26 protein-coding genes are annotated in these 25,916 nt (G+C 59.3%); 9 read left to right on the top strand and 17 right to left on the bottom strand.

The genetic code is table 11. From position 1 onward, the window contains the following. Positions 1 to 12: 12 nt before the first annotated feature. Both J3P95_RS00470 and J3P95_RS00465 read right to left on the bottom strand, forming a co-directional pair. Positions 13 to 1,326 carry an ATP-binding protein gene (locus J3P95_RS00470; protein ID WP_434579161.1) on the bottom strand — a complete coding sequence of 438 codons (1,314 nt, stop codon included), beginning with the start codon at positions 1,324 to 1,326 and terminating at the stop codon, positions 13 to 15. Then, the gene (locus J3P95_RS00465; protein WP_434579162.1) at positions 1,323 to 2,063 is read right to left on the bottom strand and encodes a response regulator; all 741 of its coding nucleotides are present in this window, start codon (positions 2,061 to 2,063) and stop codon (positions 1,323 to 1,325) included. Before J3P95_RS00465 ends, J3P95_RS00470 begins: the two co-directional genes overlap by 4 nt. A gap of 253 nt (positions 2,064 to 2,316) precedes the next feature. Between J3P95_RS00465 and J3P95_RS00460 the strand changes: the two genes are divergently transcribed. Then, positions 2,317 to 2,583: a DUF2790 domain-containing protein gene (locus tag J3P95_RS00460; protein ID WP_434579164.1), complete on the top strand. Its 267-nt coding sequence runs from the start codon at positions 2,317 to 2,319 to the stop codon at positions 2,581 to 2,583. A 103-nt stretch (positions 2,584 to 2,686) separates the two neighbouring features. On the opposite strand, the gene J3P95_RS00455 is transcribed toward J3P95_RS00460, so the two are convergent. The 4 genes from J3P95_RS00455 to J3P95_RS00440 all read right to left on the bottom strand — a co-directional run bounded on the left by J3P95_RS00455 (position 2,687) and on the right by J3P95_RS00440 (position 7,013). After that, positions 2,687 to 3,370 (bottom strand): hypothetical protein, encoded by a 684-nt coding sequence (locus tag J3P95_RS00455; RefSeq protein ID WP_434579166.1) that lies wholly within the window; start codon positions 3,368 to 3,370, stop codon positions 2,687 to 2,689. Beyond that, the gene (locus tag J3P95_RS00450) at positions 3,367 to 4,074 is read right to left on the bottom strand and encodes a hypothetical protein (protein ID WP_434579168.1); all 708 of its coding nucleotides are present in this window, start codon (positions 4,072 to 4,074) and stop codon (positions 3,367 to 3,369) included. Before J3P95_RS00450 ends, J3P95_RS00455 begins: the two co-directional genes overlap by 4 nt. Continuing rightward, positions 4,071 to 4,715: a hypothetical protein gene (locus J3P95_RS00445; protein ID WP_434579170.1), complete on the bottom strand. Its 645-nt coding sequence runs from the start codon at positions 4,713 to 4,715 to the stop codon at positions 4,071 to 4,073. The genes J3P95_RS00450 and J3P95_RS00445 overlap by 4 nt, the downstream gene beginning before the upstream one ends. A 312-nt stretch (positions 4,716 to 5,027) precedes the next feature. Continuing rightward, a complete protein-coding gene (locus J3P95_RS00440) occupies positions 5,028 to 7,013 on the bottom strand; it encodes a M10 family metallopeptidase C-terminal domain-containing protein (protein ID WP_434579172.1) in 1,986 nt (661 codons plus the stop codon). A gap of 537 nt (positions 7,014 to 7,550) precedes the next feature. Between J3P95_RS00440 and J3P95_RS00435 the strand changes: the two genes are divergently transcribed. Next, a complete protein-coding gene (locus J3P95_RS00435; protein ID WP_434559836.1) occupies positions 7,551 to 7,913 on the top strand; it encodes a DUF6124 family protein in 363 nt (120 codons plus the stop codon). A 238-nt stretch (positions 7,914 to 8,151) separates the two neighbouring features. Here the strand turns inward: J3P95_RS00435 and J3P95_RS00430 are convergent, their stop codons facing one another. The 4 genes from J3P95_RS00430 to J3P95_RS00415 all read right to left on the bottom strand — a co-directional run bounded on the left by J3P95_RS00430 (position 8,152) and on the right by J3P95_RS00415 (position 11,112). Then, positions 8,152 to 8,763 carry a hypothetical protein gene (locus J3P95_RS00430; RefSeq protein ID WP_434559834.1) on the bottom strand — a complete coding sequence of 204 codons (612 nt, stop codon included), beginning with the start codon at positions 8,761 to 8,763 and terminating at the stop codon, positions 8,152 to 8,154. Positions 8,764 to 8,902: 139 nt separating this feature from the next. Then, positions 8,903 to 9,316 carry a GNAT family N-acetyltransferase gene (locus tag J3P95_RS00425; RefSeq protein WP_434559832.1) on the bottom strand — a complete coding sequence of 138 codons (414 nt, stop codon included), beginning with the start codon at positions 9,314 to 9,316 and terminating at the stop codon, positions 8,903 to 8,905. A 178-nt stretch (positions 9,317 to 9,494) separates the two neighbouring features. Continuing rightward, positions 9,495 to 10,037: an ATP-binding protein gene (locus J3P95_RS00420; protein WP_434563969.1), complete on the bottom strand. Its 543-nt coding sequence runs from the start codon at positions 10,035 to 10,037 to the stop codon at positions 9,495 to 9,497. Positions 10,038 to 10,224: 187 nt separating this feature from the next. Continuing rightward, on the bottom strand, positions 10,225 to 11,112 hold the full coding sequence (locus J3P95_RS00415; protein ID WP_434579177.1) for a serine hydrolase domain-containing protein: 888 nt from the start codon (positions 11,110 to 11,112) through the stop codon (positions 10,225 to 10,227). Between the two features lie 340 nt (positions 11,113 to 11,452). Here J3P95_RS00415 and J3P95_RS00410 point away from each other — a divergent pair, with 340 nt between their 5' ends. Then, positions 11,453 to 12,226 (top strand): hypothetical protein, encoded by a 774-nt coding sequence (locus J3P95_RS00410; protein ID WP_434559828.1) that lies wholly within the window; start codon positions 11,453 to 11,455, stop codon positions 12,224 to 12,226. Between the two features lie 481 nt (positions 12,227 to 12,707). Then, a complete protein-coding gene (locus J3P95_RS00405) occupies positions 12,708 to 13,061 on the top strand; it encodes a YkgJ family cysteine cluster protein (RefSeq protein WP_434626721.1) in 354 nt (117 codons plus the stop codon). 524 nt (positions 13,062 to 13,585) lie between these two features. Here the strand turns inward: J3P95_RS00405 and J3P95_RS00400 are convergent. From J3P95_RS00400 to def, 5 genes are all read right to left on the bottom strand, one after another. Next, positions 13,586 to 13,897 (bottom strand): hypothetical protein, encoded by a 312-nt coding sequence (locus J3P95_RS00400; protein ID WP_434579179.1) that lies wholly within the window; start codon positions 13,895 to 13,897, stop codon positions 13,586 to 13,588. A 155-nt stretch (positions 13,898 to 14,052) separates the two neighbouring features. Further along, complete coding sequence (gene trkA / locus J3P95_RS00395; RefSeq protein ID WP_434579181.1) at positions 14,053 to 15,426, bottom strand: Trk system potassium transporter TrkA; 1,374 nt, start codon at positions 15,424 to 15,426, stop codon at positions 14,053 to 14,055. 23 nt (positions 15,427 to 15,449) lie between these two features. After that, complete coding sequence (rsmB, locus tag J3P95_RS00390; protein WP_434579183.1) at positions 15,450 to 16,760, bottom strand: 16S rRNA (cytosine(967)-C(5))-methyltransferase RsmB; 1,311 nt, start codon at positions 16,758 to 16,760, stop codon at positions 15,450 to 15,452. Beyond that, entirely contained in the window at positions 16,757 to 17,716 is a 960-nt protein-coding gene (gene fmt, locus J3P95_RS00385) for a methionyl-tRNA formyltransferase (RefSeq protein ID WP_434579185.1), read from the bottom strand. Before fmt ends, rsmB begins: the two co-directional genes overlap by 4 nt. Positions 17,717 to 17,787: 71 nt before the next feature. After that, positions 17,788 to 18,294 carry a peptide deformylase gene (def, locus tag J3P95_RS00380; RefSeq protein ID WP_053126951.1) on the bottom strand — a complete coding sequence of 169 codons (507 nt, stop codon included), beginning with the start codon at positions 18,292 to 18,294 and terminating at the stop codon, positions 17,788 to 17,790. Positions 18,295 to 18,464: 170 nt separating this feature from the next. On the opposite strand from def, the gene J3P95_RS00375 reads away from it, so the two are divergent. From J3P95_RS00375 to J3P95_RS00365, 3 genes are all read left to right on the top strand, one after another. Next, entirely contained in the window at positions 18,465 to 19,490 is a 1,026-nt protein-coding gene (locus J3P95_RS00375) for a LysM peptidoglycan-binding domain-containing protein (RefSeq protein WP_434579187.1), read from the top strand. Between the two features lie 80 nt (positions 19,491 to 19,570). Beyond that, complete coding sequence (gene dprA / locus J3P95_RS00370) at positions 19,571 to 20,665, top strand: DNA-processing protein DprA (RefSeq protein ID WP_434579189.1); 1,095 nt, start codon at positions 19,571 to 19,573, stop codon at positions 20,663 to 20,665. 60 nt (positions 20,666 to 20,725) lie between these two features. After that, positions 20,726 to 21,283: an L-threonylcarbamoyladenylate synthase gene (locus tag J3P95_RS00365; RefSeq protein WP_434579191.1), complete on the top strand. Its 558-nt coding sequence runs from the start codon at positions 20,726 to 20,728 to the stop codon at positions 21,281 to 21,283. A 50-nt stretch (positions 21,284 to 21,333) separates the two neighbouring features. Here the strand turns inward: J3P95_RS00365 and J3P95_RS00360 are convergent, their stop codons facing one another. Continuing rightward, positions 21,334 to 22,311: an NADPH:quinone reductase gene (locus J3P95_RS00360; protein WP_434579193.1), complete on the bottom strand. Its 978-nt coding sequence runs from the start codon at positions 22,309 to 22,311 to the stop codon at positions 21,334 to 21,336. Positions 22,312 to 22,474: 163 nt separating this feature from the next. Between J3P95_RS00360 and hemF the strand changes: the two genes are divergently transcribed. Together hemF and aroE are read left to right on the top strand one after the other, a co-directional pair. Beyond that, positions 22,475 to 23,389: an oxygen-dependent coproporphyrinogen oxidase gene (hemF, locus tag J3P95_RS00355; RefSeq protein ID WP_434559808.1), complete on the top strand. Its 915-nt coding sequence runs from the start codon at positions 22,475 to 22,477 to the stop codon at positions 23,387 to 23,389. 12 nt (positions 23,390 to 23,401) lie between these two features. After that, positions 23,402 to 24,232, top strand: coding sequence for a shikimate dehydrogenase (aroE, locus tag J3P95_RS00350; protein ID WP_434579196.1), 831 nt, complete (start codon positions 23,402 to 23,404; stop codon positions 24,230 to 24,232). Here the strand turns inward: aroE and J3P95_RS00345 are convergent. Continuing rightward, complete coding sequence (locus J3P95_RS00345; protein WP_434579197.1) at positions 24,222 to 25,790, bottom strand: SulP family inorganic anion transporter; 1,569 nt, start codon at positions 25,788 to 25,790, stop codon at positions 24,222 to 24,224. The two genes, aroE and J3P95_RS00345, sit on opposite strands and share 11 nt — an antisense overlap. Positions 25,791 to 25,916: the final 126 nt, after the last annotated feature.

Raw genomic sequence — 25,916 nt, 5'->3', positions numbered from 1 at the left:
AGCCAGCGTGGCCTACCGATCGATGCCGAAGTCGAGGGTCACGCAAAGACCGCCGCCGTCGCGGTTGCGCAGGCTCAGTGAACCACCAATGGCGACGGCCAACTGCTGAGCGATGGCCAGGCCCAGGCCGGTGCCGCCCGTGTTGCGGTTGCGTGAGCTTTCCACCCGATAGAACGGCTTGACCACCTCGGCCAGGACCTCCTCCGGGATGCCCGGGCCTCGGTCAAGCACACTGATCGAAACGCCAGCGTTCGTATCGCCGCTGATTTCCACCTCGGCGGTGCCGGCGTACTTCAGCGCGTTATCCACCAGATTCACCAGAACACGCCGCAGGGCATGGGGCCTTGTCTCGATCACCGCGCCGTTCTGGCCGCGCAGGCTGACCTCGTGACCAGTGTCCTGATAGTCGCACACCAGGCTGTCGAGAAAGGAGTCCAGGCTGATGCGGCAACTGGTCTCGGTCGCACCATGGACGCTGCGCGCATAAGCGACGCCCTCACGCACCAGATGCTCGATTTCGCTCAGGTCGTTGCCCAGTTTGTCTTTCTCGACCGAGTCGTCCATGAACTCGGCGCGCAGCTTCATGCGCGTGATGGGCGTCTGCAAGTCATGGGAAATGGCCGCCAGCAATTGCATGCGCTCTTTCAGGTAAGCGGCAATGCGCGCCTGCATGCTGTTGAACGCCCGGGCGGCGTAGGCCACTTCCCGTGGACCGGTTTCATCCAACTGCACCGGATGGGCGTTCGGGTCGAGGTTCTCGACCGCCTCGGCCAGGCGACTGAGCGGGCGTATCGCGATCCGCACGGCAAGCCAGGTGCAGCCGATCATCAACAGCAACTGACCGGCCAAGGCAAAGGGCAACCAGGGCGACAACGGCCTGACCGAGGGGCGCACATCGATGGTCACCGGGCTGCCGTCAGCCAGTCGCACCTGGGCTTGGAAATGCTGGCGTGGTCCCGGGATTTCGACAACCGTCAGGTCATAGTTGCGACCCAGCGAGACTTGAAGGGATTGCGCCGCCGTCGCCGCGAGATCGTTCGAGGTGAGTGGAATGCCAGGATCATGTTCGCGCAGCAAATAGTCATAGTTGCGACGCTGCAAACGTTTGGTCCAGGCCGGGCGCTCGTCGGCAGGCAGACGATCGAGGATGGCGATGGAGGTCGCCGTGTCGTGTTCGAAATTGCCCAACATGGCCGTCTTGGTGCTTTCGTAGCGTTCGTAGTACTGGGCTGCGAAGGTCAGGGCCTGGGCGAGTATCAGGCCGACCAGGAACACCAGCCACAGCCGCGAGGCCAGCGTGCGGGGCCACTGCAACGCGAGTTTCATGCCTGCTCCTCAAGCATTTCGACTGCAAAGGTAAAGACGTAGCCTTCATTGCGCACCGTCTTCAAGTAGAGGGGTTCGCGGGCGTCATCCAGCAAGCGCTGACGCACGCGGCTCACGAGCAGGTCGATGGAGCGGTCGAAGATGTCCGCGTCACGGCCCTGCGTCAGGTTGAGCAACTGGTCGCGGCTCAGTACCCGCTGGGGATGATCGAGAAATACCCGCAGCAGCCGGTACTCGGCGCCGCTCAGCGAGACCAGCGTGTCGTCTTCATCGAGCAGATGGCGGGCGGTGGTGTCGAGGCGCCAGCGGCCGAACTTGAGCAGGCGGCCGCTTTCGGAAACAACAAAATTGGGCGGCAGCATGCGGGTACGCCGCAGCACCGCGTTGATGCGCGCGAGCAGCTCCCGGGCCGCGAAGGGTTTGGCCAGATAGTCGTCGGCGCCCATTTCCAGGCCAATGATGCGGTCGGTCTCGTCGCTGCGAGCCGTCAGCATCAGCACGGGAGTTGCCTTATGCTTTCCGGCGCGCAGTTCGCGGCACAGCAGCAGCCCGTCATCCCCCGGCATCATGATGTCGAGCACGATCAGATCCACCTGATTGGCTTCGAGAAACGCCCGCATCTGACGGCCATCGGCGACCACGGTGGTGCGCAGACCATTCTTTATCAGATAGTTGCCGACCAGCTCCCTGATCTCCCGATCATCATCCACGATCAATACGTGATCGACATGTTCCATGCCCTGCTCTCCGAAATGCGCGCATCGATTGCGCAGTGTGACGATGCCGTGTTGCCGGTTGGCGACGCACCGTGCGTTCAGCTTATCCAGCCCTGAATCAAGCCAGAGCCAAGCAAAACAGTGGCGATTGTATCGATCTGTATCGCAATTCACCTCAGATACGTACGCATCCAACCACGGTGTTTTTCGACACAGCCGAGATACCGTACGGGCTTTAAATGAGCGCCATCGAACTCATTGAAGGGAAACGACCATGAACTTGAAAACCATCGCCACTGCTTGCCTGTTCACCGCTCTGAGCGCCGGCGCATTACCCGCCATGGCCCAAGACAAAGCGGCCAGCGAAACCTACGCCTACGGCACTCACCTGGACATCGACAAAGTGATCTCGCTGACGGAAGACAGTGGCCAGACCTGCGGGTTGGTGAATGCGCGGATCATCTACCTTGATTCGATGGGTGAGCGGAAAGCGCTGACGTATCTCAAGCACGCGGCCAACTGCAACAATGAAGGGGGCTGAGGGGGGGTCGGGGGAGGGCGACCAGAAGCTGCTCGTTGCCAGAAGCCAAAACCGGCCCAAAAGCGATTATCTGATGCCTACCAAGTCGGGTTAATCGATTCGCTCATACCGAAATGATGAAAAGGCCTTCGCTGTTCGTTGGGGCGCGAGCAGGTTTGTTCGGCTGCAAAGCCAGGATACTTGTGTCGTCCTCTACTTTTTGCAGAGCAACACCCAGTTGTTGATGTTCGTACCAGTAACCATCGCTGCAAAGGACCAGACTGGCATCCGCGGGAAAGGGAATATTCTGGCATTCCGGAACGTAGAAGCGCTTTGCATTCAAAGAGCGGGTCAGCATATGGCGGTACTGCGAAGCCTCCGCGTATGAGGCCGGCCAAATGGGCTGCTGGCTCAGATCATGCGGACGGGTCAGCCAATCGATATGACCGCTGCTCTGGCGGATGCCGGCCCGGCAATCTCCCACGTGCAGGAGATACAGGTGCTGCAGCCGCAGGTCGATAAGCGCGCAGCAGTAGCTGGCGACGGCATGCAGGTGCTGATGGCGCAGCTTATGCTGTTCGACGCGCATCACATCGAGCAGGCTGGCCGTACTCGGCGGCTCGTTGGCGACAAGTGCGTTTCTGACAATGATTTTGGCCCAGTGTCGCGCCAGGGCCTGACCCTCACCTCTCTCGGCTGCATCCACCAGCATTGCCAGCAGGAAGTGACCTTTTTGACCGACAGCGGCGGCATCATTGTTGCTTTGTGTCCGCCATCCTTGGCGGCTGCTCCAGTCAATTTGCGTCAAGGACGGACTCCGGCCAGTGACTCCAGACGTTCGAACAACAAATTTTCGCGATCTGAATCGCCTCTAGATTGGGCGCTTACCGCATACTCGAAATTGTTATCGTCCAGCAGCTTGGCGACTTCGTGGCTTATGTAAGTGCTGACCTCAACCTTGGCGCTCTGAATTTCGTCCAACAACTCGGATCGCCCGTCGACCAAGTGGAGAATGTCCTCAATGTCTCGGCTGGTTAGCGCATCGCCACGGCCACGGCCTTTCCAAGCCTCCAGTTTGGTGGCTACAAAGTAGACGGGGCTGACCAGATTGATGGTGGTTTCCGCATCCAGCTCGTATGGCGTTGCAGTGGCCATGGCGTCTTTGTACCAACGATTGCTGAATCCGAGGGTGTCGTCGTCTGGCATGAAATCGACGCGCAACTCGCCCAGCTTCATAGCGCAGATCGGTAGGTCATCCCCCTCGTCGTTCGGGCTGAGCCGAAAGCCTCGCAGGGAAAGCTGTTCTTGTAGGCGGACGAAGCCTATCGCCCCCATAACATGCACGATCAGATCGACATCTTCCGTACTTCGGACCTGCTCGCGGGTGAAGTCATCGGTCAACAGCAGACCGGTGGTACAACCACCAACAAAGGTCATCTGCTGGCACATATCGGGCCCAAGGGCCTTGGCAACCTCTTTAAGCATGTCTCGCAGGACATTGAATACGGTCATCGAAACTCCAAGCGCTCTTGCAGGTTTTTTGCTGCCAGATTGCTTTCGCGTGGCTGGCCGAGGCGTACTGCGTCGACCAAGGCGAGTAGCGCGTACATTTCCGGGTCCCTTCTCGCCGCGTCGGGCGCTGTCTTGAACAGCGGTTCAACCTTCATGCCCATGGTGTTGCCGCGTGCGTATGACCAAACCAGCGGGTGCTCTCCAGCGCTGAGAAGCTGATTGGCCAGCACAGGGGCGGCAAAGCTGGTCGAAATGCCACGAGTCAGTTCGCTGGGGCGAACAGGAAAAACGTATTTCACACCGTAAACGATGAACTCCAGCAGCGCTTTAGTATTGACCCTAGGAACATTTAGCTTGCGGTCGTTCCTGGTCAGACCGATGTCCATACAGTGTTGGAGCGAGCGGTTTATCTGAGTCTTGCTGATGCCAGTCTGCATCTCCAGAGAGCGGGCCGTATAGCGTGAAAGGCTGATGATTCCGACATCCGGATCCAGCTCTTCTTCCGTTGCTCCCAAAGGATCCTCTTCAAGGCTCCTCCAGTCTTTCCAGTCATGCGGCCAGGCAGCCATAGCCTTCCCGCGCAATTCGTGTCGTTGCAGACAAATTAATTTGAGGAGTACGCCAATGTCTTGACCTTTCATGTTTACCTCGAACCATCTGTCCCAGATCCCGGGACTCGGGACAATTAGTTCATGTATTCATTTGGGAAGCAAGACGGTTTCTGAAAAAAGCACTTCATTGCCTATCCAAGTCAGAAGCTCTCCTGCAAGGGCTGCGCGCGCAGTTGCGGTGAGGATGAGATTGGCTGGCCCGTCTGACGCTAGCGGTGGGTGCGTTTGCAAACCAAGCGACGTTCGATTTTTTGCAAAGCGGGGCGCATGTGGCAGCAGTCGAGCTGTTGCTTCATAGCGCCTTGGACCGCCCGGAAAGCGGCCCAAGGCAAGGAATGATCTTTACACCAGCGAGCCAGCCACGCCGATCAATTGATAGAGCTCTTCTTCCGAAGGCTCGGTGAAGATGATGTTCAAGTTACGGTAACCGGAGTGGTCCCCTACCAGGCTCAACTCGAATCGAGCCCCGGAGGCGTCGGCTTCGTAGCTCTTCAAGTAAGTCAGGTTCTTGGCTTCATTGAAAATCACGTCCAACGTGCCGTTGTAACCGTTCCCCAGTCGGGAAAAGCCCAAGGCGGACAAATCGATCGTGTCTTCACCCACCGTATAGTCCATCAGGCGATCAGTATGGTTTTCGGTGGCGGTACGGTAGCTGTCGCTCAGGGCATCGAAGCGGAACACATCGTTATTGCCGCCACCCGCCAATAGGTCCCGGCCCGCTCCGCCAACCAATACATCATTACCGAGCGCTCCATAAAGGCGATCGTCGCCCGCGAGCCCTTCGATGATTTCGCCTCGAGCGTTGCCTTGTAAACGATCGGTCTCTTCGGTGCCCATCAACCTGGCTTGCTGGAACAGGAGGTTGGTTTCATTCAGCGCTTGGCCCAAGTTACCGTCGAAGACCACTTCGAAGCGTTCCCCATCGGCATTGGCCTCAAAACTTTTGAGGTAGGTCCGCGTCCCGCTTTCATTGACGCGTATCGCCAGTGTTCCGTCATAGCCATTGCCCAGCCCGAGGAAGCCCAGGGAGGAAAGGTCCAGCGTATCGCTGCTGGGGTCGAAGTCGGTGATTCGGTTGCTATGGGCCGCGGTTGCGGTTCGGTAACTGTCTGCGACTGATTGGTAATGGAACGTATCGGCCCCGGCCCCGCCCGTCAGCAGGTCACGACCTTGCTGGCCATCGAGCAGATCGTTGCCGGCCCCGCCAGAGATCGCATCGTCGAACGAGTCGGTACCGAGCAAGAAGTCATCATCGCGGCCACCATCAAGGTGGTAATAGCCGTCGTCGGGATTGCCGAAGCTATGGTCCAGGCGACCGTCGGGGTTCAACTGAACCAAGGCGGCCAGATAGCCGTCCGCGCTCGTACCTTGGGTTCCGCCTATCAATAGCTTGCCGTTGGCCAGCACGATCATGTCGGTGACTGCGAAAGGAGCGCTTTGCGAGCCCCAACGTACCTGGCCCTGATCACCGAAACTTGTGTCGAGCGAGCCGTCGGTGTTGAGTCGGATGACGCTCGCCACGCCGCCCAAGGCGCCCGCCAGCAGGATTTTTCCGTCATCCTGGATGACGAGCGCGTCGGCGTGAACATTCAGGGCCAGGCTGCCGCCGTTCGCAAAGCTGCTGTCCAGAGTGCCGTCGGGGTTGAGGCGAGTCAGGGTAGCTTGCCCCGTGACCAAAACCTTCCCGTCTGCCTGCAGCGAAACGTCGATCGTGCGGCTGGGGTGAATGCCGACGGACGCTGGCAGGTGCAGGACCCCAGCCTCTCCAAAAGACGAAACCAAGGTCCCCGTCGCGTCGAAGCGGGCGATATAGATCTCCCCAGAGGGATACGCGGCGCTGGCGAAAAAGCTGCCGTCGCGTTGCACGGAGAACGACGCTTGCTGGCCTAGATCTTCATTCCAGTAGAAAGGCACTGTCGCAGCGCCGCCGTTGCCGAAAGCCGTATCGAGGCTGCCGTCAGCCAAGTTACGACTGATGCCCGACACCCAGGCGTCGCCCACTTTCACGTAGCGCGCCACCAGGTAACCCCCTCCCGGCTGCACGGCGCCATTACCGCCGTCCTCGATATCGAGCGCCACCGGGAGCAGGGATTTACCGTCTCCACTGTAGCTGCGGTCCAGGCTACCGTCGGCACTGAACCGGACCAGGCTGGCGGTGAAACCCGAATCCTCTTCGCCCCCCAGCCCCAGGCGACTATAAGCGCCAAGCCAGATAGCACCGTCCGGATCGACCGTGATACCCGCGATCTTGTCCGAGCCCCATAAGGTCGTGGCGACCATGCCCGTGTTCCGCGCAGCTGAAGCGGCGGGCGAAATGCTCTGGCTCATGTCCATGCCTCCGATAGGTATCTGGGGGAAAAACTATAGACATGGCTTGGTCAGGCTGCCACTTAACGGAACGAAGGGAGGTTCTTGAAGCGTCTTTATCAGTTATGCCCGTGATTGACTGTTTGGGAGTTGGACCGCTATCGCGAGCAAGCCCCGGATCCAGGCAGAACAAGCCGCCAGCAGCGCCAAAAAGACTCCCTCCTACAACCCCCGCCTACAACCTCCATCAAGCTACGCATCCTTGCGCCTTTGCCTACAACTACGCCAGAATCCGCCCGCTTGTGCGCCTTGTTTCTGGGTTCTATTGTCGTCCTGCCACTGCTCATCAGTGGTCGGGTTTAGTAGCCCGGTTAAGGATACGGTCGCATGAGTCTCATCAGTCGGGCATTGCCTGCACTCGATGGTGGCTGTGCGCATGGCGCCTTCGGGCGCGCCGGGTTTTCCGTTTTCCTACCGGTCTACTAACTTGCGCACAGCTGCCTCCCCTTTCGTTTAGTAGCGAGACGGTAGCGGCCTACTAACAAAGGAAACGTGAAAATGTTCAAAGCAACTCCAAATCCTCCAGATGCAGGCCCCACCCCACAATCCGCAAAATCCAAAGCCAAGCAGCAAGACGAAACCACCAAACGCGTGCTCGATCACTACTTGCGGCCGAAACCGGATAAATCCAAAGACGACCCTAAACCGGGGCAGCTGTACGCCGTCGTGAAAGGCCTCGATAACGAATGCCTACTCGCCAACCTCAGTGAGACGCTGGCTTCGGCTGATGCGATGGTGAGTGACCTGGCGTTTGATCTGGAAGGATCGAGGCGTCATGTGGCGCAGGGGATTCAGCAGTTGATTGAGTTGAGTTCGCTGCTGGCGAATCGGGTGTTGGATAATGTGGAGCCGCGGCAGTAGGTATATTTTTCCAATAAAAAACCCGGCGTTCTGCGCCGGGTTTCTTTTTGCCTCCGCCCTCCGAGAGCGACCGAAAACGGCCATTAGATGCCCTTCCCTAGCACTTAGATTGGTTCCCCTCTCAATCTGTCCGTCCGTTTTCCCGATTTTCTGCAGAACTAATTAGCCTTCATCGACCCTTGTCCGCCAGCCCTCCTAAGAACCCCTGCATCACATCGATTTCACCGTATTTGGCGCTCTAGAAATTGCTGTCCTCAACAATAATTTTTAGAGACGGGAACCCACTCAGCGAGAACATCCATGAAAGCGAATCACCTAGTGCCCTCACAGCATTCAGCCCGCCATCTGAATGTAGCTCGGCCGTAATGGTCAGGTTGACTAGCTTCTTTGGTAACTCGCGACCAGGCCCAGCAAGAGGCGCCATCGACAGCAGGTATGCAGCTTTGGCCACCTCCTCCAAAAAGGAGTAGACCAGCCCCGTACCACGACTGCTATTGGCGAGATACACCGCATCTAGCGTGACAGTGAGACAGATTTCGTCAGAGAACTCCATGCCGGAGAAACCCAGCACAGCAATGCCGGCCAGCGAACCTTTGGTCCACAGCTCATAGCAAGGACGACCGAGAAAATTCGAAGGCTGCAGCAAATCCCCTACTGGCCTTTTCCTACGAAAAAGCCCTTTGATCTGCTGGTCAGTGGCGAGGCGGTAAGTGACCTGATAAAGCTGATCGCGCCCTGAGTCCAGGAGGTGCGCACTGGCGGCCAAGCTGCGGGGCTCAGGCTCCGGGAAGACGAGATCACTGCCCTCATCCTCCAACTCTTCAGCTATGTCCGGAGAGGGAACGTCCATTTCTCATCCTTGGCTATCGACAAAAAAATCAGGCTGGTAAGGGGCATCGACACCCTGTATAGGCTGGAGACCCGCATGCTGTTATTTATAGGGATGGGGAGTCAACCCAGTGTGCCCTTCTGGCCGATAGCTGCCAGAGTCAGAGGCTTCTTAGCTGCACGATGTGAGTCGCATGAGCGTCTTGAGTTCGTGTGAAGCCGCAGCGCAGGTAAAAAGTGCTTCCCTCAAAAGTGTCGGTGTAAAGACGCACACTTTCAAAGTGCAAAGCGGCGTGGGCAAGCAAGGCGCTAACCAGTCGCCTGCCAATCTGTTGCCCCCGTGACGCAGGAGTCACATAAACACGCCGCAGCCTTCCTGTGCGGGTATGCGTGAACGGATCAACAGACAGAGCTCCAACGCCCACCAGTTGCCGGTCTAGATACGCTGCCATTAGGCATTCGCCTGGCGCATCGAAGCAATTGGTGCCTGAATACCATTCCGAAGTCAGCCGGGTGATAAACATGAAACCTTCTGCCACAGCCTCTTTCTCAAGGGCAGAAATTTGTGACGGCATGTGCGTAACCCGTTGAATCTCCATTGGCGGTCAGTCCTCCCTGATTGGGTACGAAGCTTCTGAGTTGCTAGGGATCTTGATGTGCGGACCGTGCGCACGCAAGCGGCAGCTATCGACCCAAAGCGGACATTACTAAGGCGCGCGTCGAGATTCGTGCCTCAGCCGTTCCGGTTTCGAGCTATTGCGTTGCTTGCGACAAAGCATGAATGACATCCGCGACCATCTTTTCGGCACTGTTCATCCCGTCAATCCGTAAGACCGGAGCGTTCTGCGTTGATAGCCAGGCCTCGTGCCACGCCAGGTTGCGTCCTGAAAAGTTCGGATCGTCATACTGCGAAGCCCATTCCCGAAAGGCCACATGTATCTCATGCATGTCACCACCCAGTGCTATCCGATCTCCAAAGCGTTCCTTTTCACGTACGGCCAGCCGGTCAAGGCGAACGGGCGTTGGTGTTACAACGAACACAATCATATCGACATGGGTAATCAGCGCTTCTCCCCACCCCATACAAGAACCGGTTAGCACCCAATCGTCGTCACCGAACTTTTGCTGGATCAATGACACGCGGTCACTGGGAGGTCGCTTGGTCGTAAAAGGAGGGTTAGTGGGCATCCAGAAATAATCATCGACATCGACCTGTCGTACACCGAGCAGAGTTGCGACGTGTTGACCCAACGTGGTCACGCCCGCGCACGAAGCACCTGTAATGTAAATCCGCAATTTTTCCTCCATGAATACAAGTCGGTTTCGAGGCAGGCAAGATATCTCATGCACGGTCAGGCCTCACTTTTTTCTGAGCTGTGAATGACCGCTTCTGGCCGTTTTCCGCCGGTCGCGAGAGGCAGAAAACGACCCAAAGCAGTCATTTGGCGAAACTTTAGACCGACGTGTATGGACCGGAGAGCAGTCAGCTCCCCTCACGCAGAACTTGCATGAGCTGCTCAACGACGACGGCTTCGACGGAGCCTTCACTGGACCCCGCCTCAAAAACAGCACAACAAGCCGATGCGTCGCCGTCGCAGAGATGGTAGACGGCAATGACGCTGCTCGGCCCGCAGCCAGTGTGCCCGCATAGTGAATACCCTCCATCAATCGCCCCCTGCGTCACGCCTAGGCCATAGCCCGGCGTGAGCCAAGGGCGACCGGAAATCGAGCCGCCCAATGCTCGCGCTCTCTGCATTTCCTGAAGCAAGCCCGTGGAGAGCAGGTCCGCACAGAAGAGTCGATCCAGAAATAACGCTGCTTGCGAAATGTGGCCGATCAACAAACCGTGGTAAACCCAGGCGGGATCATAATTTGAGGAACTTCCAAGGTGGGTCGTTTGTAAGTCTGCTCGCGTTTTTGCAAAGCGAACGCTCGATAAGCCCAGAGGAGAAAGTGTGCGTTGAATTACCGCTTCATCAAGCTTCATCTCAGTCAGCCGTTCAATTAGCCTGCCGACAAGCAGGTAGCCGACATTCGAGTAACGCCAACCGTTTCCGGGAGTGTATCGGAGTCGAGCACCGTCAAGGCGTTGCATCATTTCATCGGCTGGCCAGGCTGGCTCACTGTTTTTAACGGCGGTGTGATACTCCGCAAGTTCTCCGTAATCAGCCAGACCGGCCTCATGCCGCAGTAACTGGCGTAGCGTAAAAGGCTGATCAAGAACGGGGTCATCCAATCCGACCAGCCCGTCACGCACCAACGATAGGGCCGTAGCAGCCAAGACTGTTTTCGTGAAACTCCACCACGGGACCATCAGTTCTGAGAGATCAGTCGCTTGTAGCTGACCATTTGAAACGAGTGAACTGAGCATTGGCTTCCTTGGAGTCTTAAGCAGATCGGCAGCTTGACAAGATACCTCAATCATTCTTCTTCGCCAGAGGCAAAAGTCAGCTGCTGCACTGCCCTGAACGACTGGAGATCGTTGCAATCGAGTATCAAAACTTTAAGGCATCACCGTACTCAGCTAGGGTTGTGCAACGTTCCTTTCGCGCCCTCATTCCCGGATCTCTCCAATGCCCCTTAGCACCATCGTTCTGTTTAAATGCCCTAGTTGTACACGCGCGAGTCGAACCTCGGTACCTGCTCCCGACACAAGCTGGCTTGAAGAGCCTTCCACTCGTAATACCGTGATTGACTGTGACACCTGCGGAATGCGTTACGACGCCACCGTGAAAAAAACTTCCTACAGGTACGAAGTCACGTTAGTGGATTATCAAAATGTGGAGGTATTTTCCAGTGAGCTCACAGATCTTTCCGATTCGCATGGCACAAGCTCTGATCAAAATAACGTTCGGACTACTGATGATCCGCTATTCGAGTTTTTGTCGAGCTACAGTCACATGACTGAGGTACTGCACACGTATGGCATTGGCGGCTCAGGACTACTCAAGAGCTCTGCGCCGGAAATTAATAAGCTGGTTCTATCTGGACTCATCAGCGCAATGGAGGCTTACCTCGCCAACACACTCATGACACTAGTGGCGGAAGAGGTAGGCGCGACTGAGAATCTTCTCTTGAAAGAGGAAAAATTATCTTCTCAGAAGCTCACCCTCTTTGAGGCATGGAATGAGAGCCTGACGGTAGAAAGACGTGTCCAAGATTATTTGCGAGATCAGATCTATCATCGGCTGGGAAAAGTTGAGCAGCTTTATGAGATTGCCTTCAATATCCAAGTTTTCCCGAACCTTGAACTTAAGGCACGACTTCACCGTGCGGTGACTCTTCGGCACGATATCGTGCATCGTAACGGGAGAAACCCTCAAGGCAAAGAACAGGAATTCTCGAGCATAGCGATCCTAGCAATGATGAGAGATATCCATGACTTTGTTATGCATGTAAATAACCAACTTTTCAAAGCGCTCATCGATCCCCAAGAGGAGGGTTCTGGGTCGCTCGCTGATCGGGGAAACGGGGGCAGACCATAATTATGAGAGAGTCCGATTACGGGTGAACCCAAATCTTGGTTTGTCCCCGGTTCGCCGGCAGGCGGCTATCGGCCCAAAAACAGTCGCTCGACGGCCTGCTAAATGCTACCTTCGAGCGAAACGCTAGGCTGCCCCCCCTGTTTCGGACTCCGTCGAACGGCGCTACGGTCCAATCATTCGAGTACGCAAAAATGAAGTACAACATCAGAAAGTACTCCACAAAACTGAAGAAAAAAATTCGCATCGGAAAAGACCCTAGAGTTTTAGTAGCCGCAATTTCGGAATTTGAGTTGGAAACTGACTCGATTACAAAAAATATCCTTTCAACGACAAAAACTAGCGTTGAGTGCAAAAGAGGATGCCACCATTGTTGCAACCTGAGAGTTGAAATTCTACCTCCAGAGGCTTTTCTCATCGCAGATCACGTCAAATCACTACCCGTCGAACGAAGAGAGCTATTGGTAAGTAAGCTACGCACGCCATATACGCTAAAGATAAAACTTTTCATGCGTACAACAAGGCATGTGCTTTTCTGGCAGAAAATGGGGAGTGTCAAATTTATTCTGTACGCCCACATAAATGCCGCTCAAACATATCGACTAGCGTAAAGGCGTGCATTTCAACGCGCAACGCCGTGGAAGTCCAAGAAATAAAGCACCTCCACAACGTAATTACTACTGAGACAGTTAATAAATACAAGTCGAAAGGGTGCGTCATGCACCCGACCGAATTAACGCAAGGCATTTTGGCCGCCTTAGACAATGAGGAGCTCCCTGAAAAATGGGCAAATGGCGTGCAGGTTTACGAGTTGCTACCGGAAAGAATAATGCTCTAAAAACCGTTTAAAATTGCAAATTACGCTTTTTCGCCAGCTAAAGCCTCAGGGTTAAAGGAGACGATTAAAGGGGACGAAGGGGACAGATTTATTTACTGCGCTGACTGTCTGCTCTGGTCGATTGTGTAGAAAAAGTCGACCACCGTTTCCACGGCAGAAAAGTACGCGCCTGGATTGAAATCTTTATTTTCAGCAGAGGGTTCCGGCTCAGATTCACATAACTGTGCGCAAGAAAGGCGTTTTCAGCAGTCAGTACGCGGGCCGCCTGGAACAACCGACTTTTTCAACACAATCGGCCGAAAGCAGACATCTGTTAAGAAGAACCCCTGCTAGTTTCCAATATATCAGCCAAACTGGATGGCTGTTTGGGCCTGCTGCGCAGCCCAGCGGGGAAAAATCCCCTCACCAAAGGGGGGTCGTGTATTGGTTGTTTGGCGGGCGGGTATTGAGAACGCGGTGGACTTTTTTTGTGAGTGCTGCGCACTCAAGCGGGAGCAAGCTCCCTCGCCACAGGTGCGTGGTGTTCAGGGGTTGCGATCCAGCTTTTTCAGGAACACCGTCATCTCTTTTTCGGCCTGCTTATCGCCATGCGCCCGGGCCGCTTCCAAACCTCGTTCCCAGGCTTGGCGAGCCGCCGCAGCATCGCCCTGGCCCTGATGAGCCTTGCCCAACAGCTTCCATGCCGCCGAATACTTGGAGTCGAATTCGACGCAGCGTTGGAGGTGTTCGGCGGCGCGGGGGAATTCGCCTAGATCGAGATAACCCTTGCCCAGGCCGAAGCGCAGTAGGGAGTTATCCACACCCTTGGCGAGCATTTTTTCCAGGGAATCGAGCATTTGAAGACTCCTATGAATCCGTGGCGAGGGAGCTTGCTCCCGCTTGGGCGCGCAGCGGTCGCAGAAATGGGCCTGCTGCGCAGTCCAGCGGGAGCAAGCTCCCTCGCCACGGGGATTGTTTTGTTAGGAAGAGCTCATCCACCCAGAAGGTTTAGTTAGAAAAAACTCAACCCCACATGGAACAGCTTCTCGACGTCACGAATATGCTTCTTGTCCACCAGGAACAGGATCACATGGTCGCCGGTCTGGATCGTGGTGTCGTCGTGGGCGATCAGCACTTGTTCGTCGCGGATGATCGCGCCTATGGTGGTGCCGGGCGGTAGGCCGAGGTCGCGGATGGCTTTGCCGATCACTTTGCTCGATTTGGCGTCGCCGTGGGCAATGGCCTCGATGGCTTCGGCCGCGCCGCGGCGCAGGGAGTGGACGCTGACGATGTCGCCGCGGCGTACGTGGGCCAGCAAGGTGCCGATCGTTGCCAGTTGCGGGCTGATGGCGATGTCGATGTCGCCGCCCTGGATGAGGTCGACGTAGGCCGGGTTGTTGATGATGGTCATGACCTTCTTGGCGCCCAGGCGCTTGGCCAGCAGCGAGGACATGATGTTGGCTTCGTCGTCGTTGGTCAGCGCCAGGAAGATGTCGGCGTCGGCGATGTTTTCTTCCAGCAGCAGGTCGCGGTCGGAGGCGCTGCCTTGCAGCACCACGGTGCTGTCGAGGGTGTCGGAGAGGTAGCGGCAGCGTGCCGGGTTCATTTCGATGATCTTGACTTGGTAGCGGCTTTCGATGGCTTCGGCCAGGCGTTCGCCGATCTGGCCGCCGCCGGCGATGACGATGCGCTTGTAGTTTTCGTCGAGGCGGCGCATTTCGCTCATGACTGCGCGAATATTCGCCTTGGCGGCGATGAAGAATACTTCGTCGTCGGCTTCGATCACTGTGTCGCCTTGAGGCAGGATCGGCCGGTCACGGCGGAAAATCGCTGCAACGCGGGTTTCTACATTGGGCATGTGCTCGCGCAGTTGGCGCAGTTGCTGGCCCACCAGCGGGCCGCCGTAGTAGGCCTTGACCGCCACCAGTTGCGCCTTGCCTTCGGCGAAGTCGATCACTTGCAAGGCGCCGGGGTGTTCGATCAGGCGCTTGATGTAGTTGGTCACCACCTGTTCGGGGCTGATCAGCACGTCCACCGGGATCGCTTCGTTGTCGAAGAGGTCGGCACGGGTCAGGTACGCCGCTTCGCGCACCCGGGCGATTTTGGTCGGGGTGTGGAACAACGTGTGGGCGACCTGGCAGGCAACCATGTTGGTTTCGTCGCTGTTGGTCACGGCCACGAGCATGTCGGCATCGTCGGCGCCGGCCTGGCGCAGTACCGTAGGCAAGGAACCGCGCCCCTGCACCGTGCGGATGTCGAGACGGTCGCCGAGGTCGCGCAGGCGTTCGCCGTCGGTGTCGACCACGGTGATGTCGTTGGCCTCGCTGGCCAGATGTTCCGCCAGCGAACCGCCGACCTGCCCTGCACCCAGGATGATGATTTTCATCCAGTCACTCCTATCGAATCGGTTTAACCGCGTGCGGCGGCGATCTTGATCAACTTGGCGTAGTAGAACCCGTCATGCCCGCCTTCCTGGGCCAGCAATTGCCGGCCGTGTGGCTGCTTGAGCCCGGCCTGGGTGGCGATGTCCAGCTCCCGGGCGCCGGGGGTTCGGGCGAGAAACGCTTCAATGACTTCGGTGTTCTCGGTCGGCAAGGTCGAGCAGGTGGCGTACAGCAACATGCCGCCCACGTCGAGGGTCAGCCATAAAGCGTCGAGCAATTCACCTTGCAGTTGCGCCAGCGCGGCGATGTCGTCCGGTTGGCGGGTGAGCTTGATGTCGGGATGGCGACGGATGACGCCGGTGGCCGAGCAGGGCGCGTCCAGCAGGATGCGCTGGAACGGCTTGCCGTCCCACCAGGCTGCCGTATCGCGACCGTCGGCGGCGAACAGCTCGGCGTCCAGGCCCAGCCGTGCGAGGTTTTCCCTCACCCGAACCAGGCGCTTGGCTTCCAGGTCCACGGCCACCACGCCGGCCAGTTTCGGCTCGGCTTCGAGGATGTGACAGGTCTTGCCCCCTGGCGCGCAGCAGGCGTCCAGCACCCGTTGGCCCGGCGCCAGCTCCAGCAGGTCGGCGGCCAGTTGCGCGGCTTCGTCCTGGACGCTGATCCAACCCTCGGCAAAACCCGGCAGCGCGCGCACATCGCCCGGAGTTTCCAGGACGATGCCGTCGCGGCTGTACTGGCATGGGATGGCCGGGATGCCCGCCTCGCCCAGTAACGCCAGGTAGGCATCGCGGCTGTGATGACGGCGGTTGACCCGCAGAATCATCGGCGGATGGGCGTTGTTGGCCGCGCAGATGGCTTCCCATTGCTCGGGCCAGAAGGCCTTGAGGGATTTCTGCAACCAGCGCGGGTGGGCGGTGCGCACCACCGGGTCGTGTTCCAGTTCGGCCAGCAGGGTTTCGCTTTCGCGCTGGGCGCGGCGCAACACGGCATTGATCAGGGCCTTGGCCCAGGGCTTTTTCAGCTTGTCGGCACAGCCCACGGTTTCGCCGATGGCGGCGTGGGCCGGGACGCGGGTGTAGAGCAGTTGATAGAGGCCCACCAGCAGCAGCGCTTCGACGTCGGCGTCGGCGGCCTTGAACGGCTTCTGCAACAGCTTGGCTGCCAGGGCCGAGAGGCGCGGTTGCCAACGGGCGGTGCCGAACGCCAGGTCCTGGGTGAAACCGCGATCGCGATCTTCAACCTTGTCCAGTTGGGTCGGCAAGGAACTGTTGAGCGAGGCTTTGCCGCTGAGCACGGCGGCGAGTGCCTTGGCGGCGGCCAGACGCGGGTTCATGAAGCGTCCGCCGCTTGGCCGAGGACGGTGCCGACGGCAAATTTCTCACGGCGGCTGTTGAACAGGTCGCTGAAGTTCAGCGCCTTGCCACCAGGCAATTGCAGACGCGTCAGACACAACGCCTGTTCGCCGCAGGCAACGACGAGGCCGTCCTTGCTGGCGCTGAGGATTTCTCCCGGTGCGCCCTTCCCTTCGGCACAGCTGGCGGCCAAGACTTTCAAGGCTTCGCCGTTCAAGGTGCTGTGGCAGATCGGCCACGGGTTGAACGCGCGCACCAGGCGCTCCAGTTCGAGCGCTGGGCGGCTCCAGTCGATGCGGGCTTCGTCTTTGTTCAATTTGTGCGCGTAGGTGGCGAGGCTGTCGTCCTGCACTTCGCCTTCCAACGTGCCGGCGGCCAGGCCGGCAATGGCTTCGACCACGGCGGGCGGGCCGATCAGCGCGAGGCGGTCGTGCAGGCTGCCGCCGGTGTCGTCGGCGCTGATGGGGGTGCTGGCCTTGAGCAGCATCGGCCCGGTGTCCAGGCCGGCTTCCATGCGCATCACGGTCACGCCGCTTTCGGCATCGCCCGCCTGCACGGCGCGTTGGATCGGCGCCGCACCGCGCCAGCGCGGCAGCAACGAGGCGTGGCTGTTGATGCAACCCAGGCGCGGAATATCCAAAACCACTTGCGGCAGGATCAGGCCGTAGGCGACTACCACCATCAAGTCCGGCTTCAGCGCGGCCAGTTCGGCCTGGGCTTGCGCGTCGCGCAGGGTCGGCGGCTGCAACACTTGCAGGCCATTCTCCAGAGCCAGTTGCTTGACCGGGCTGGGCATCAGTTTCTGTCCACGACCGGCAGGGCGATCCGGCTGGGTATAGACCGCGACGATTTCATGAGGACTGGCCAGCAGGGCCTTGAGGTGTTCAGCGGCAAATTCGGGGGTGCCGGCAAAGACGATGCGCAGTGGCTCAGTCATGGGAAGCTCTCAATTACAAAGCAATCGCAAAAAGAAAAAGGCTTGCCGCGGCAAGCCTTTGAAGAAGGGCATCAAGCGTTCTGGCGATGAATCTTTTCCAGTTTTTTCTTGATCCGGTCACGCTTGAGATTAGACAGGTAATCGACGAACAGCTTGCCGTTGAGGTGGTCGCATTCGTGCTGGATGCACACCGCCAGCAGGCCTTCGGCGATCAGTTCGTAAGGCTGGCCGTCACGGTCCAGGGCCTTGATCTTGACCTTCTGCGGGCGGTCGACGTTTTCGTAGAAACCCGGTACCGACAGGCAGCCTTCCTGGTACTGCTCCATCTCGTCGGTGAGGGTTTCGAACTCGGGGTTGATGAACACCCGAGGCTCGCTGCGGTCTTCGGAAAGGTCCATGACGACGATACGCTTGTGCACGTTGACCTGGGTCGCGGCGAGGCCGATGCCTGGCGCCTCATACATTGTTTCAAACATGTCATCGACCAGCTGACGCACTTCGTCGTCCACTACGGCCACCGGTTTGGCGATAGTGCGCAGGCGCGGGTCCGGAAATTCGAGAATGTTCAAAATGGCCATAAGCTTGATAAATACACGTGTGAGGTAAAGTCGGGTGGCTGGCCTGGCGTGTGTCGGGATGCAGGCTACCGTTGTAAAACGTTGCCCTTATGGAGAACAGCTCCGCAAGGTAGCGAGCCACGGGGGCTCTGGCGTTTTACGCGAACGCACATAATAAAGGGATTCACCGCATGAGGAAATCACTACTCGCCCTGCTGCTCCTGGCCTCGGCCGGTATCGCGCATGGGCAAGTGCAACTTCGGGAAGGTTTTCCGCAGCAATACACGGTGGTCCAGGGGGATACGCTGTGGGACATTTCCGGCAAATACCTGCGCGAGCCCTGGAAATGGCCCGAACTCTGGCAGGCCAACCCGCAGATCGAAAACCCCAACCTGATCTACCCCGGCGACACCCTGTCGCTGGTCTACGTCAACGGCCAGCCGCGCCTGACCCTCAATCGCGGCGCCTCGCGCGGCACCATCAAGTTGTCGCCGCGCATCCGCAGCTCGCCGGTGGCCGACGCCATCCCCAGTATTCCCCTGCAAGCCATCAACAGCTTTTTGCTGAGCAACCGCATCGTCGACACAGCGGAAGATTTCAACAAAGCGCCCTATGTCGTCGCAGGCGATGCCGAGCGCGTGCTCAGCGGCACCGGCGACCGGATCTTCGCTCGCGGCACCTTCGACGCGAGCCAGTCGGCCTACGGGATATTCCGCCAGGGCAAGCTCTACACCGACCCTGAGACCAAGGAATTTTTGGGCATCAACGCCGATGACATCGGCAGCGGTGAAATCGTCGCCACCGAAGGCGACGTCACGACCCTGGCCCTGCAACGCACCACGCAAGAGGTGCGCCTGGGTGATCGCCTGTTCAGTGGCGAAGAACGCTTGATCAATTCGACCTTCATGCCCAGTGCGCCGAAATCCGATATCAATGGCTTGATTCTCGATGTGCCACGGGGTGTAACCCAGATCGGCGCGCTGGACGTGGTCACCCTGAACAAGGGGCGGCGCGATGGGTTGGCCGAAGGCAACGTGCTGGCCGTGATGAAGACCGGCGAAACGGTGCGCGACCGGATCACGGGCGCGCCGGTGAAGATCCCGGACGAACGCGCCGGCCTGCTGATGGTGTTCCGCACCTACGACAAGCTCAGTTATGGCCTGGTCCTGTATGCCTCGCGGTCGCTGGCGGTGCTCGACAAGGTGCGCAATCCATAACGGGTCTCACAAGTTACCAACAGAGTTATCCACAGCTTGTCCTCGTTTGAACGGGGTTACTAACGATCAAGGATTGATCTATGCCATTGCCTGAATCCGCTTCGGTTCCGCCTGCGGAACTGGAGGCCCGTCTGCGCTTGCATCGCTTGCCGGACCTGGGACCTAGACGCTTCATGACCCTGATGGAGGCCTTCGGCTCAGCCTCCAAAGCCATCAGCGCCCCGGCCAGCGCATGGCGAGCACTGGGATTGCCTGCCCAGTGCGCCGAGGCCCGGCGCCTTGCGGAAATCCGTGACGGCGCAGCCCATGCGATGGCCTGGCTAGAGGGCCAGGCCCAGCATTTGTTGATGTGGGACCAACCTGACTACCCGGCACTGCTGGCACAGATCAGCGACGCGCCACCGCTGCTGTTTGTGGCTGGCGACCCGACGATCCTGGAAAAACCGCAGCTGGCGATGGTCGGCAGCCGCCGGGCATCGCGTCCGGGCATGGACACGGCGGCGGCATTTTCCCGGAGCCTGGCCGGAGCCGGATTTGTCATCACCAGTGGCTTGGCCTTGGGCATCGACGCGGCCGCTCATCAAGCAGCGTTGGATGTCGGCGGGCAAACCATCGGCGTGCTCGGCACGGGCCTTGAAAATTTTTATCCACAGCGCAATCGCCGGCTGGCGCAAGCGATGATTGCCCAGGGTAGCGCGGTGCTTTCGGAGTTCCCGCTGGACGCGCCGCCTCACGCCAGCAACTTCCCGCGCCGCAATCGAATCATCAGCGGCTTGTCCCTTGGCGTGCTCGTGGTCGAGGCCAGTGTCGCCAGTGGTTCGCTGATCACGGCGCGCCTGGCGGCGGAACAGGGCCGCGAGGTGTATGCGATTCCGGGGTCGATCCATCACCCCGGCGCCCGGGGTTGTCATCAATTGATCCGTGACGGCGCGGCGCTGGTGGAAACGGTCGAGCATATCCTCGAAGCGTTGCGCGGTTGGCAGCGTTTGCCCTTTACCGCAGAGCCTGTCCCGGTAACGCATCCGCTGTTGCGCCTGCTCCACGCCGCGCCGCAAACCAGTGAAGCATTGGCCGATGCCAGTGGTTGGGGTTTGTCCAAAGTCCTGGCGGCATTGACCGACTTGGAAATGGACGGGCGGGCGACGTGCGAGCACGGGCGTTGGTTTGCTCGCTAGGTTTTATGGGGAAGATCGGTAAACTGCGCACAGCCTTATTTGTGTTGCGGAGAATCTTTCATGGTCAACAGTTGGCGTGTGCAACAAGCCGCGCGAGAAATTCGCGCAGGGGCGGTGATTGCCTATCCAACCGAAGCGGTCTGGGGCCTGGGTTGCGACCCGTGGAACGAGGATGCGGTGGAGCGTCTGCTGGCGATCAAGTCCCGCCGTCCGGACAAGGGGTTGATACTGGTGGCGGACAATATCCGCCAGTTCGATTTTCTGTTCGAAGACTTCCCCGAGACCTGGATGGACCGCATGGCCAGCACGTGGCCGGGGCCCAATACCTGGCTGGTGCCGCACCAGGATCTGCTGCCGGAGTGGATCACTGGCGTGCACGACACCGTCGCGCTGCGGGTCAGCGATCACCCGATTGTCCGGGATCTGTGCTCATTGATCGGCCCGCTTGTCTCCACCTCGGCCAATCCCCAAGGGCGTCCGGCGGCGCGGACGCGGATCCGCGTCGAGCAGTATTTCCGTGGGCAGATCGACCTGGTGCTGGGCGGCAACCTGGGCGGACGCAAGAACCCGAGCGTGATCCGCGACCTCGCTACCGGCAAGATTGTACGACCTGACTAGATGCCCTGTGGCGAGGGAGCTTGCCCCCTCGCCATAAGAGCCCTTCTGGCTCAAGGTAAAAGTATGGTCGACCCCGTCGTGCGCCGTGCCGACAGTTCGGTATGGGCCTTGGCTGCTTCGGCCAGTGGATAACGCTGGTTGATATCCACCGCTAGCTTGCCGCTGCTGATCATTTCGAACAGTTCATCAGCCATGCGCTGCAGGTTTTCAGCGTTGTTGGCGTAGGTCGCCAGTGTGGGGCGGGTGACGTACAGCGAGCCCTTGGCCGAGAGAATCCCCAGGTTCACGCCGTCCACCGCACCGGATGCATTGCCGAAGCTCACCACCAGGCCGCGGGGAGCGGTGCAGTCCAGAGAGGTCAGCCAGGTGTCCTTACCGACGCCGTCGTACACCACAGGGACCTTCTTGCCGTCAGTCAATTCCAGCACACGCTGTACGACGTTTTCCTTGCCGTAGTCGATCACTTCCCAAGCGCCGTGGGATTTTGCGATAGCGGCTTTTTCCGCCGAGCTGACGGTGCCGATCAGCTTCACGCCTAGGGCCTTGGCCCATTGGCAGGCCAGCGAGCCCACGCCACCAGCGGCGGCATGGAACAGGATGGTTTCGCCGCTCTTGAGCTCGTACGTCTGGCGCAACAAGTACTGCACGGTCAGGCCCTTGAGCATCACCCCGGCGGCCTGTTCGAAACTGATGGCTTCGGGCAAATGAACCAGATTGGCCTCGGGCAACACATGCACATCGCTGTAGGCGCCCAGCGGCCCGCTGCCATAAGCCACGCGGTCGCCGACCTTGAAGCGAGTCACCTCCGACCCGACGGCCTCGACCACACCCGCCCCTTCGGCGCCAAGCCCCGACGGCAGCGCCGGTGGCGGGTAAAGCCCGCTGCGATAATAGGTGTCGATGAAGTTCAGGCCGATCGCCTTGTTGCTGACGCGAACCTGCTGCGGACCTGGCTCGGCCGGCTGGTATTCGACGTACTCAAGCACGTCCGGGCCGCCATGGGCGCTGAACTGGATACGTTTGGCCATCTTCGCTCTCTCCTTATCGTGGGACTTTTTACCAAGCCTGCTATCGGACTCCTAAGCTTGATCTTCGTCAACTGTGGTGTGAGTGGATGCGGTGTTATCCTGTGCGCCCATTTGCCGGCGGCCCTTGTACGCCGCGCAGCGTAGCCCTGATCAAGGTGATGTCATGACTACTCGCACCGAGGCCGTGAAAGCCTATCTGCTCGACCTGCAAGACCGCATCTGCGCCGCCCTGGAAACCGAGGACGGCGGCACTCGCTTCGTCGAGGATGCCTGGACCCGCCCTGCCGGCGGTGGCGGGCGCACCCGAGTGATTGAAAACGGCACGGTCATCGAGAAGGGCGGCGTCAACTTTTCCCACGTCTTCGGCAGCGGTCTCCCACCCTCGGCCAGCGCCCACCGGCCGGAACTGGCCGGGCGCGGCTTCGAGGCCCTGGGCGTGTCGTTGGTGATCCATCCGCACAATCCGCACATTCCAACGTCCCACGCCAACGTGCGCTTTTTCATCGCCGAAAAGGAAGGCGAAGAACCGGTCTGGTGGTTTGGCGGCGGTTTCGACCTGACCCCTTACTACGGCGTGGAAGAAGATTGCGTGCACTGGCACCGCATCGCCCAGCAAGCCTGCGAGCCGTTCGGCCCGGACGTGTATTCGCGCTACAAAGCCTGGTGCGACAGCTATTTCCACATCAAGCATCGAAACGAGCCCCGGGGCATCGGCGGGCTGTTTTTCGATGACCTGAACGAGTGGGACTTCGACACCAGCTTCGCTTTCATGCGCGCCATCGGCGATGCCTATATCGATGCCTACCTGCCTATCGTGCGTCGCCGCAAGAACGACGAGTTCACGCCCAAGCAACGGGAATTCCAGGAGTTCCGCCGTGGGCGCTATGTGGAATTCAACCTGGTGTATGACCGCGGCACCCTGTTCGGCCTGCAATCTGGCGGGCGCACCGAGTCGATCCTGATGTCGTTGCCGCCGCAGGTCCGCTGGAGCTACGACTGGAAAGCCGAACCGGGCAGCGAAGAGGCGCGGTTGACCGAGTACTTCCTGCAGGATCGCGATTGGCTGGCGACAGCCTGAACAGGGGACACCATGGATCGCTACGTTGTAATGGGTAACCCGATCGGCCACAGCAAGTCGCCGCTGATCCATCGCCTGTTTGCCGAGCAGACCGCGCAGGCCTTGGACTACGCCACGTTGCTGGCGCCGCTGGAGGATTTCGTCGGTTGCGCGCGGGCATTTTTCCTTGAGGGTCGTGGGGCGAACGTCACCGTGCCGTTCAAGGAGGACGCCTTCCGTTTGGCCGACAGCCTGACGGAACGGGCCCAGCGGGCCGGGGCGGTCAATACCTTGAGCAAGCTGGCCGACGGCAGCCTGTTGGGGGACAACACCGACGGCGCCGGGCTGGTGCGGGACCTGACCGTCAATGCCGGTTTCAGCCTCAAGGGCAAGCGCATCCTGTTGCTGGGTGCCGGCGGCGCGGTACGGGGCGCCTTGGAACCGCTGCTGGCAGAAGCGCCGGCCTCGGTGATCATTGCCAATCGAACGGTGGAAAAAGCCGAACGGCTGGCCGAGCTGTTCGCCGACCTGGGGCCGGTCTCGGCGAGCGATTTCGCCTGGTTGAGAGAACCGGTGGACCTGATCATCAACGCCACGTCCGCCAGCCTGTCAGGCGATGTACCGCCGATTGCCGGAAGTCTGATCGAACCCGGCAAGACCTTTTGCTACGACATGATGTATGGCAAGGAACCCACTTCGTTCTGTCGCTGGGCCCGGGAGCAAGGCGCGGCGGTGGCTATGGATGGCTTGGGCATGCTCGCCGAACAGGCGGGCGAAGCGTTCTTCCTGTGGCGTGGCGTGCGTCCGGATACCGCGCCGGTGCTGGCGGAGCTGCGTCGTCAGCTCGCGGCGGTCAGTCCCTGAAAAGGATCGGGCATCGCTCCGGTCCTTCCAGCTTCAATAATTCCTCTACCACCTGTGGCCTTGCCCCGCGCAAGGTCAGGCTGCGCCCCTGGCCACGCAAGCGCCGGGCTTCCTGATGGAGCATTTCCACGCCGGAGTAATCGATGAAGTTGATCTGCTGGGCATCGATCACCACCTGTTGCGCGGGCATGCGTTGCAAGCGCACTTGCAGATAATGGCTGGCGCCGAAAAAGATCGAGCCGCCCACCCGCAGGACATCCGCCTCGCCTTCGCGAAATTGCTGCACCCGCGGTTGTGAGGTGCGCTTGAGATAAAAGAACAGCGAGGCCAGTACGCCGGCATAAATGGCGGTTTGCAGTTCGAGCAGCAGCGTGGCCAGGCAGGTCAGGCCCATGACCAGGAATTCCGAGCGACTCACGCGATACAACGCACGGATACCCCGGTGGTCCACCAGGCCCCAGGCGATCAGCAAGATACTGCCGGCCATGGCGGGAATGGGAATGTGCGCGATCAGTTTCGCCCCGGCCAGCGCAAACAACGCCACCCACAAAGCCGAGAACACGCCGGCCAAGGGCGAGCGAGCGCCCGCCTCATAACTGAGACCGGAACGGGTGAAGGAACCGGCTGACAGCGATCCCGCGAAAAATCCTCCAACGATATTGGAAAGGCCCTGCGCCCTGACCTCCTGGTTCGCGTCGAGCAACTGCCCGGAGCGCACCGATAACGAGCGGGCAATGGACAGGCTGGTCACCAGCCCGAGCATGCCCACCGCCACGGCACCGGGCAGCAGGCGCAGGATCAACTCAAGGTCCAGCGGTAGCGGGGTGAACGGTGGCAGGCGCCCGGCGAAGGCGCTGACCAGCGCCACATGCCCGAACATCGCCGGCCACAGCCAGACCACCAGGCTGCTGATGACCAAGGTTATCAACAGGGTCGGCCAGCGCGGCAGCAGGCGCTTGAGCACCATGCCCAGCACCAGCGTCCCCAAACCCAGCAGCAATGAGGGGTTATCCACAGCCCCAATGTGACTGAACAACATGAGCAGGCTCTTCAATGCCGTGGCTTCGTTCGGCAAGTCCAAGCCCAGCAGGTTCGGCAATTGCCCCAAGGCAATGACCACCGCCGCGCCCAAGGTGAAACCCAGCACCACCGAGTGCGAAACGAAATTGACCAACGCCCCGAAACGCAACAGCCCAAGCAGCCATTGGAAAATGCCCGCCAACACCGTCAGTAACAGGATCAACATGATGTAGTCCTGGCTAGCGGGCACGGCCAAAGGACTGACAGTGGCGTACAGGACAATGGAAATCGCCGCCGTGGGACCGCAGATCAAGTGCCACGACGATCCCCACAGGCAGGCGATCAGCACCGGCACGATCGCCGCATATAAGCCGTATTCCGGCGGCAGGCCGGCAATCAAGGCGTAGGCAATGGACTGCGGCAACGCGAGAATCGCGCCGCTGAGGCCGACGATCAGGTCCCGGCTGACACTGGCCCGAGTCTGCCGGGGCAACCAGCTCAGGAATGGGAAAAGTGAATGGCGGGTGGGGATTGCCATGGGGCCTCAAAAAACGGGGTTTGGCGCAAGAGTATCAGGTGAACCAACGTGGCGAGGGAGCTTGCTCCCGCTGGAGAGCGCAGCTCTCCCAAAACCAATCACGCAGATCCAGCTGATACTGCGCTT

Origin of the sequence: Pseudomonas sp. Z5-35, from assembly GCF_051131945.1 — a bacterium.
Lineage (GTDB): Bacteria > Pseudomonadota > Gammaproteobacteria > Pseudomonadales > Pseudomonadaceae > Aquipseudomonas > Aquipseudomonas marvdashtae.
This window is presented reverse-complemented; position numbering and strand designations above follow the sequence as displayed.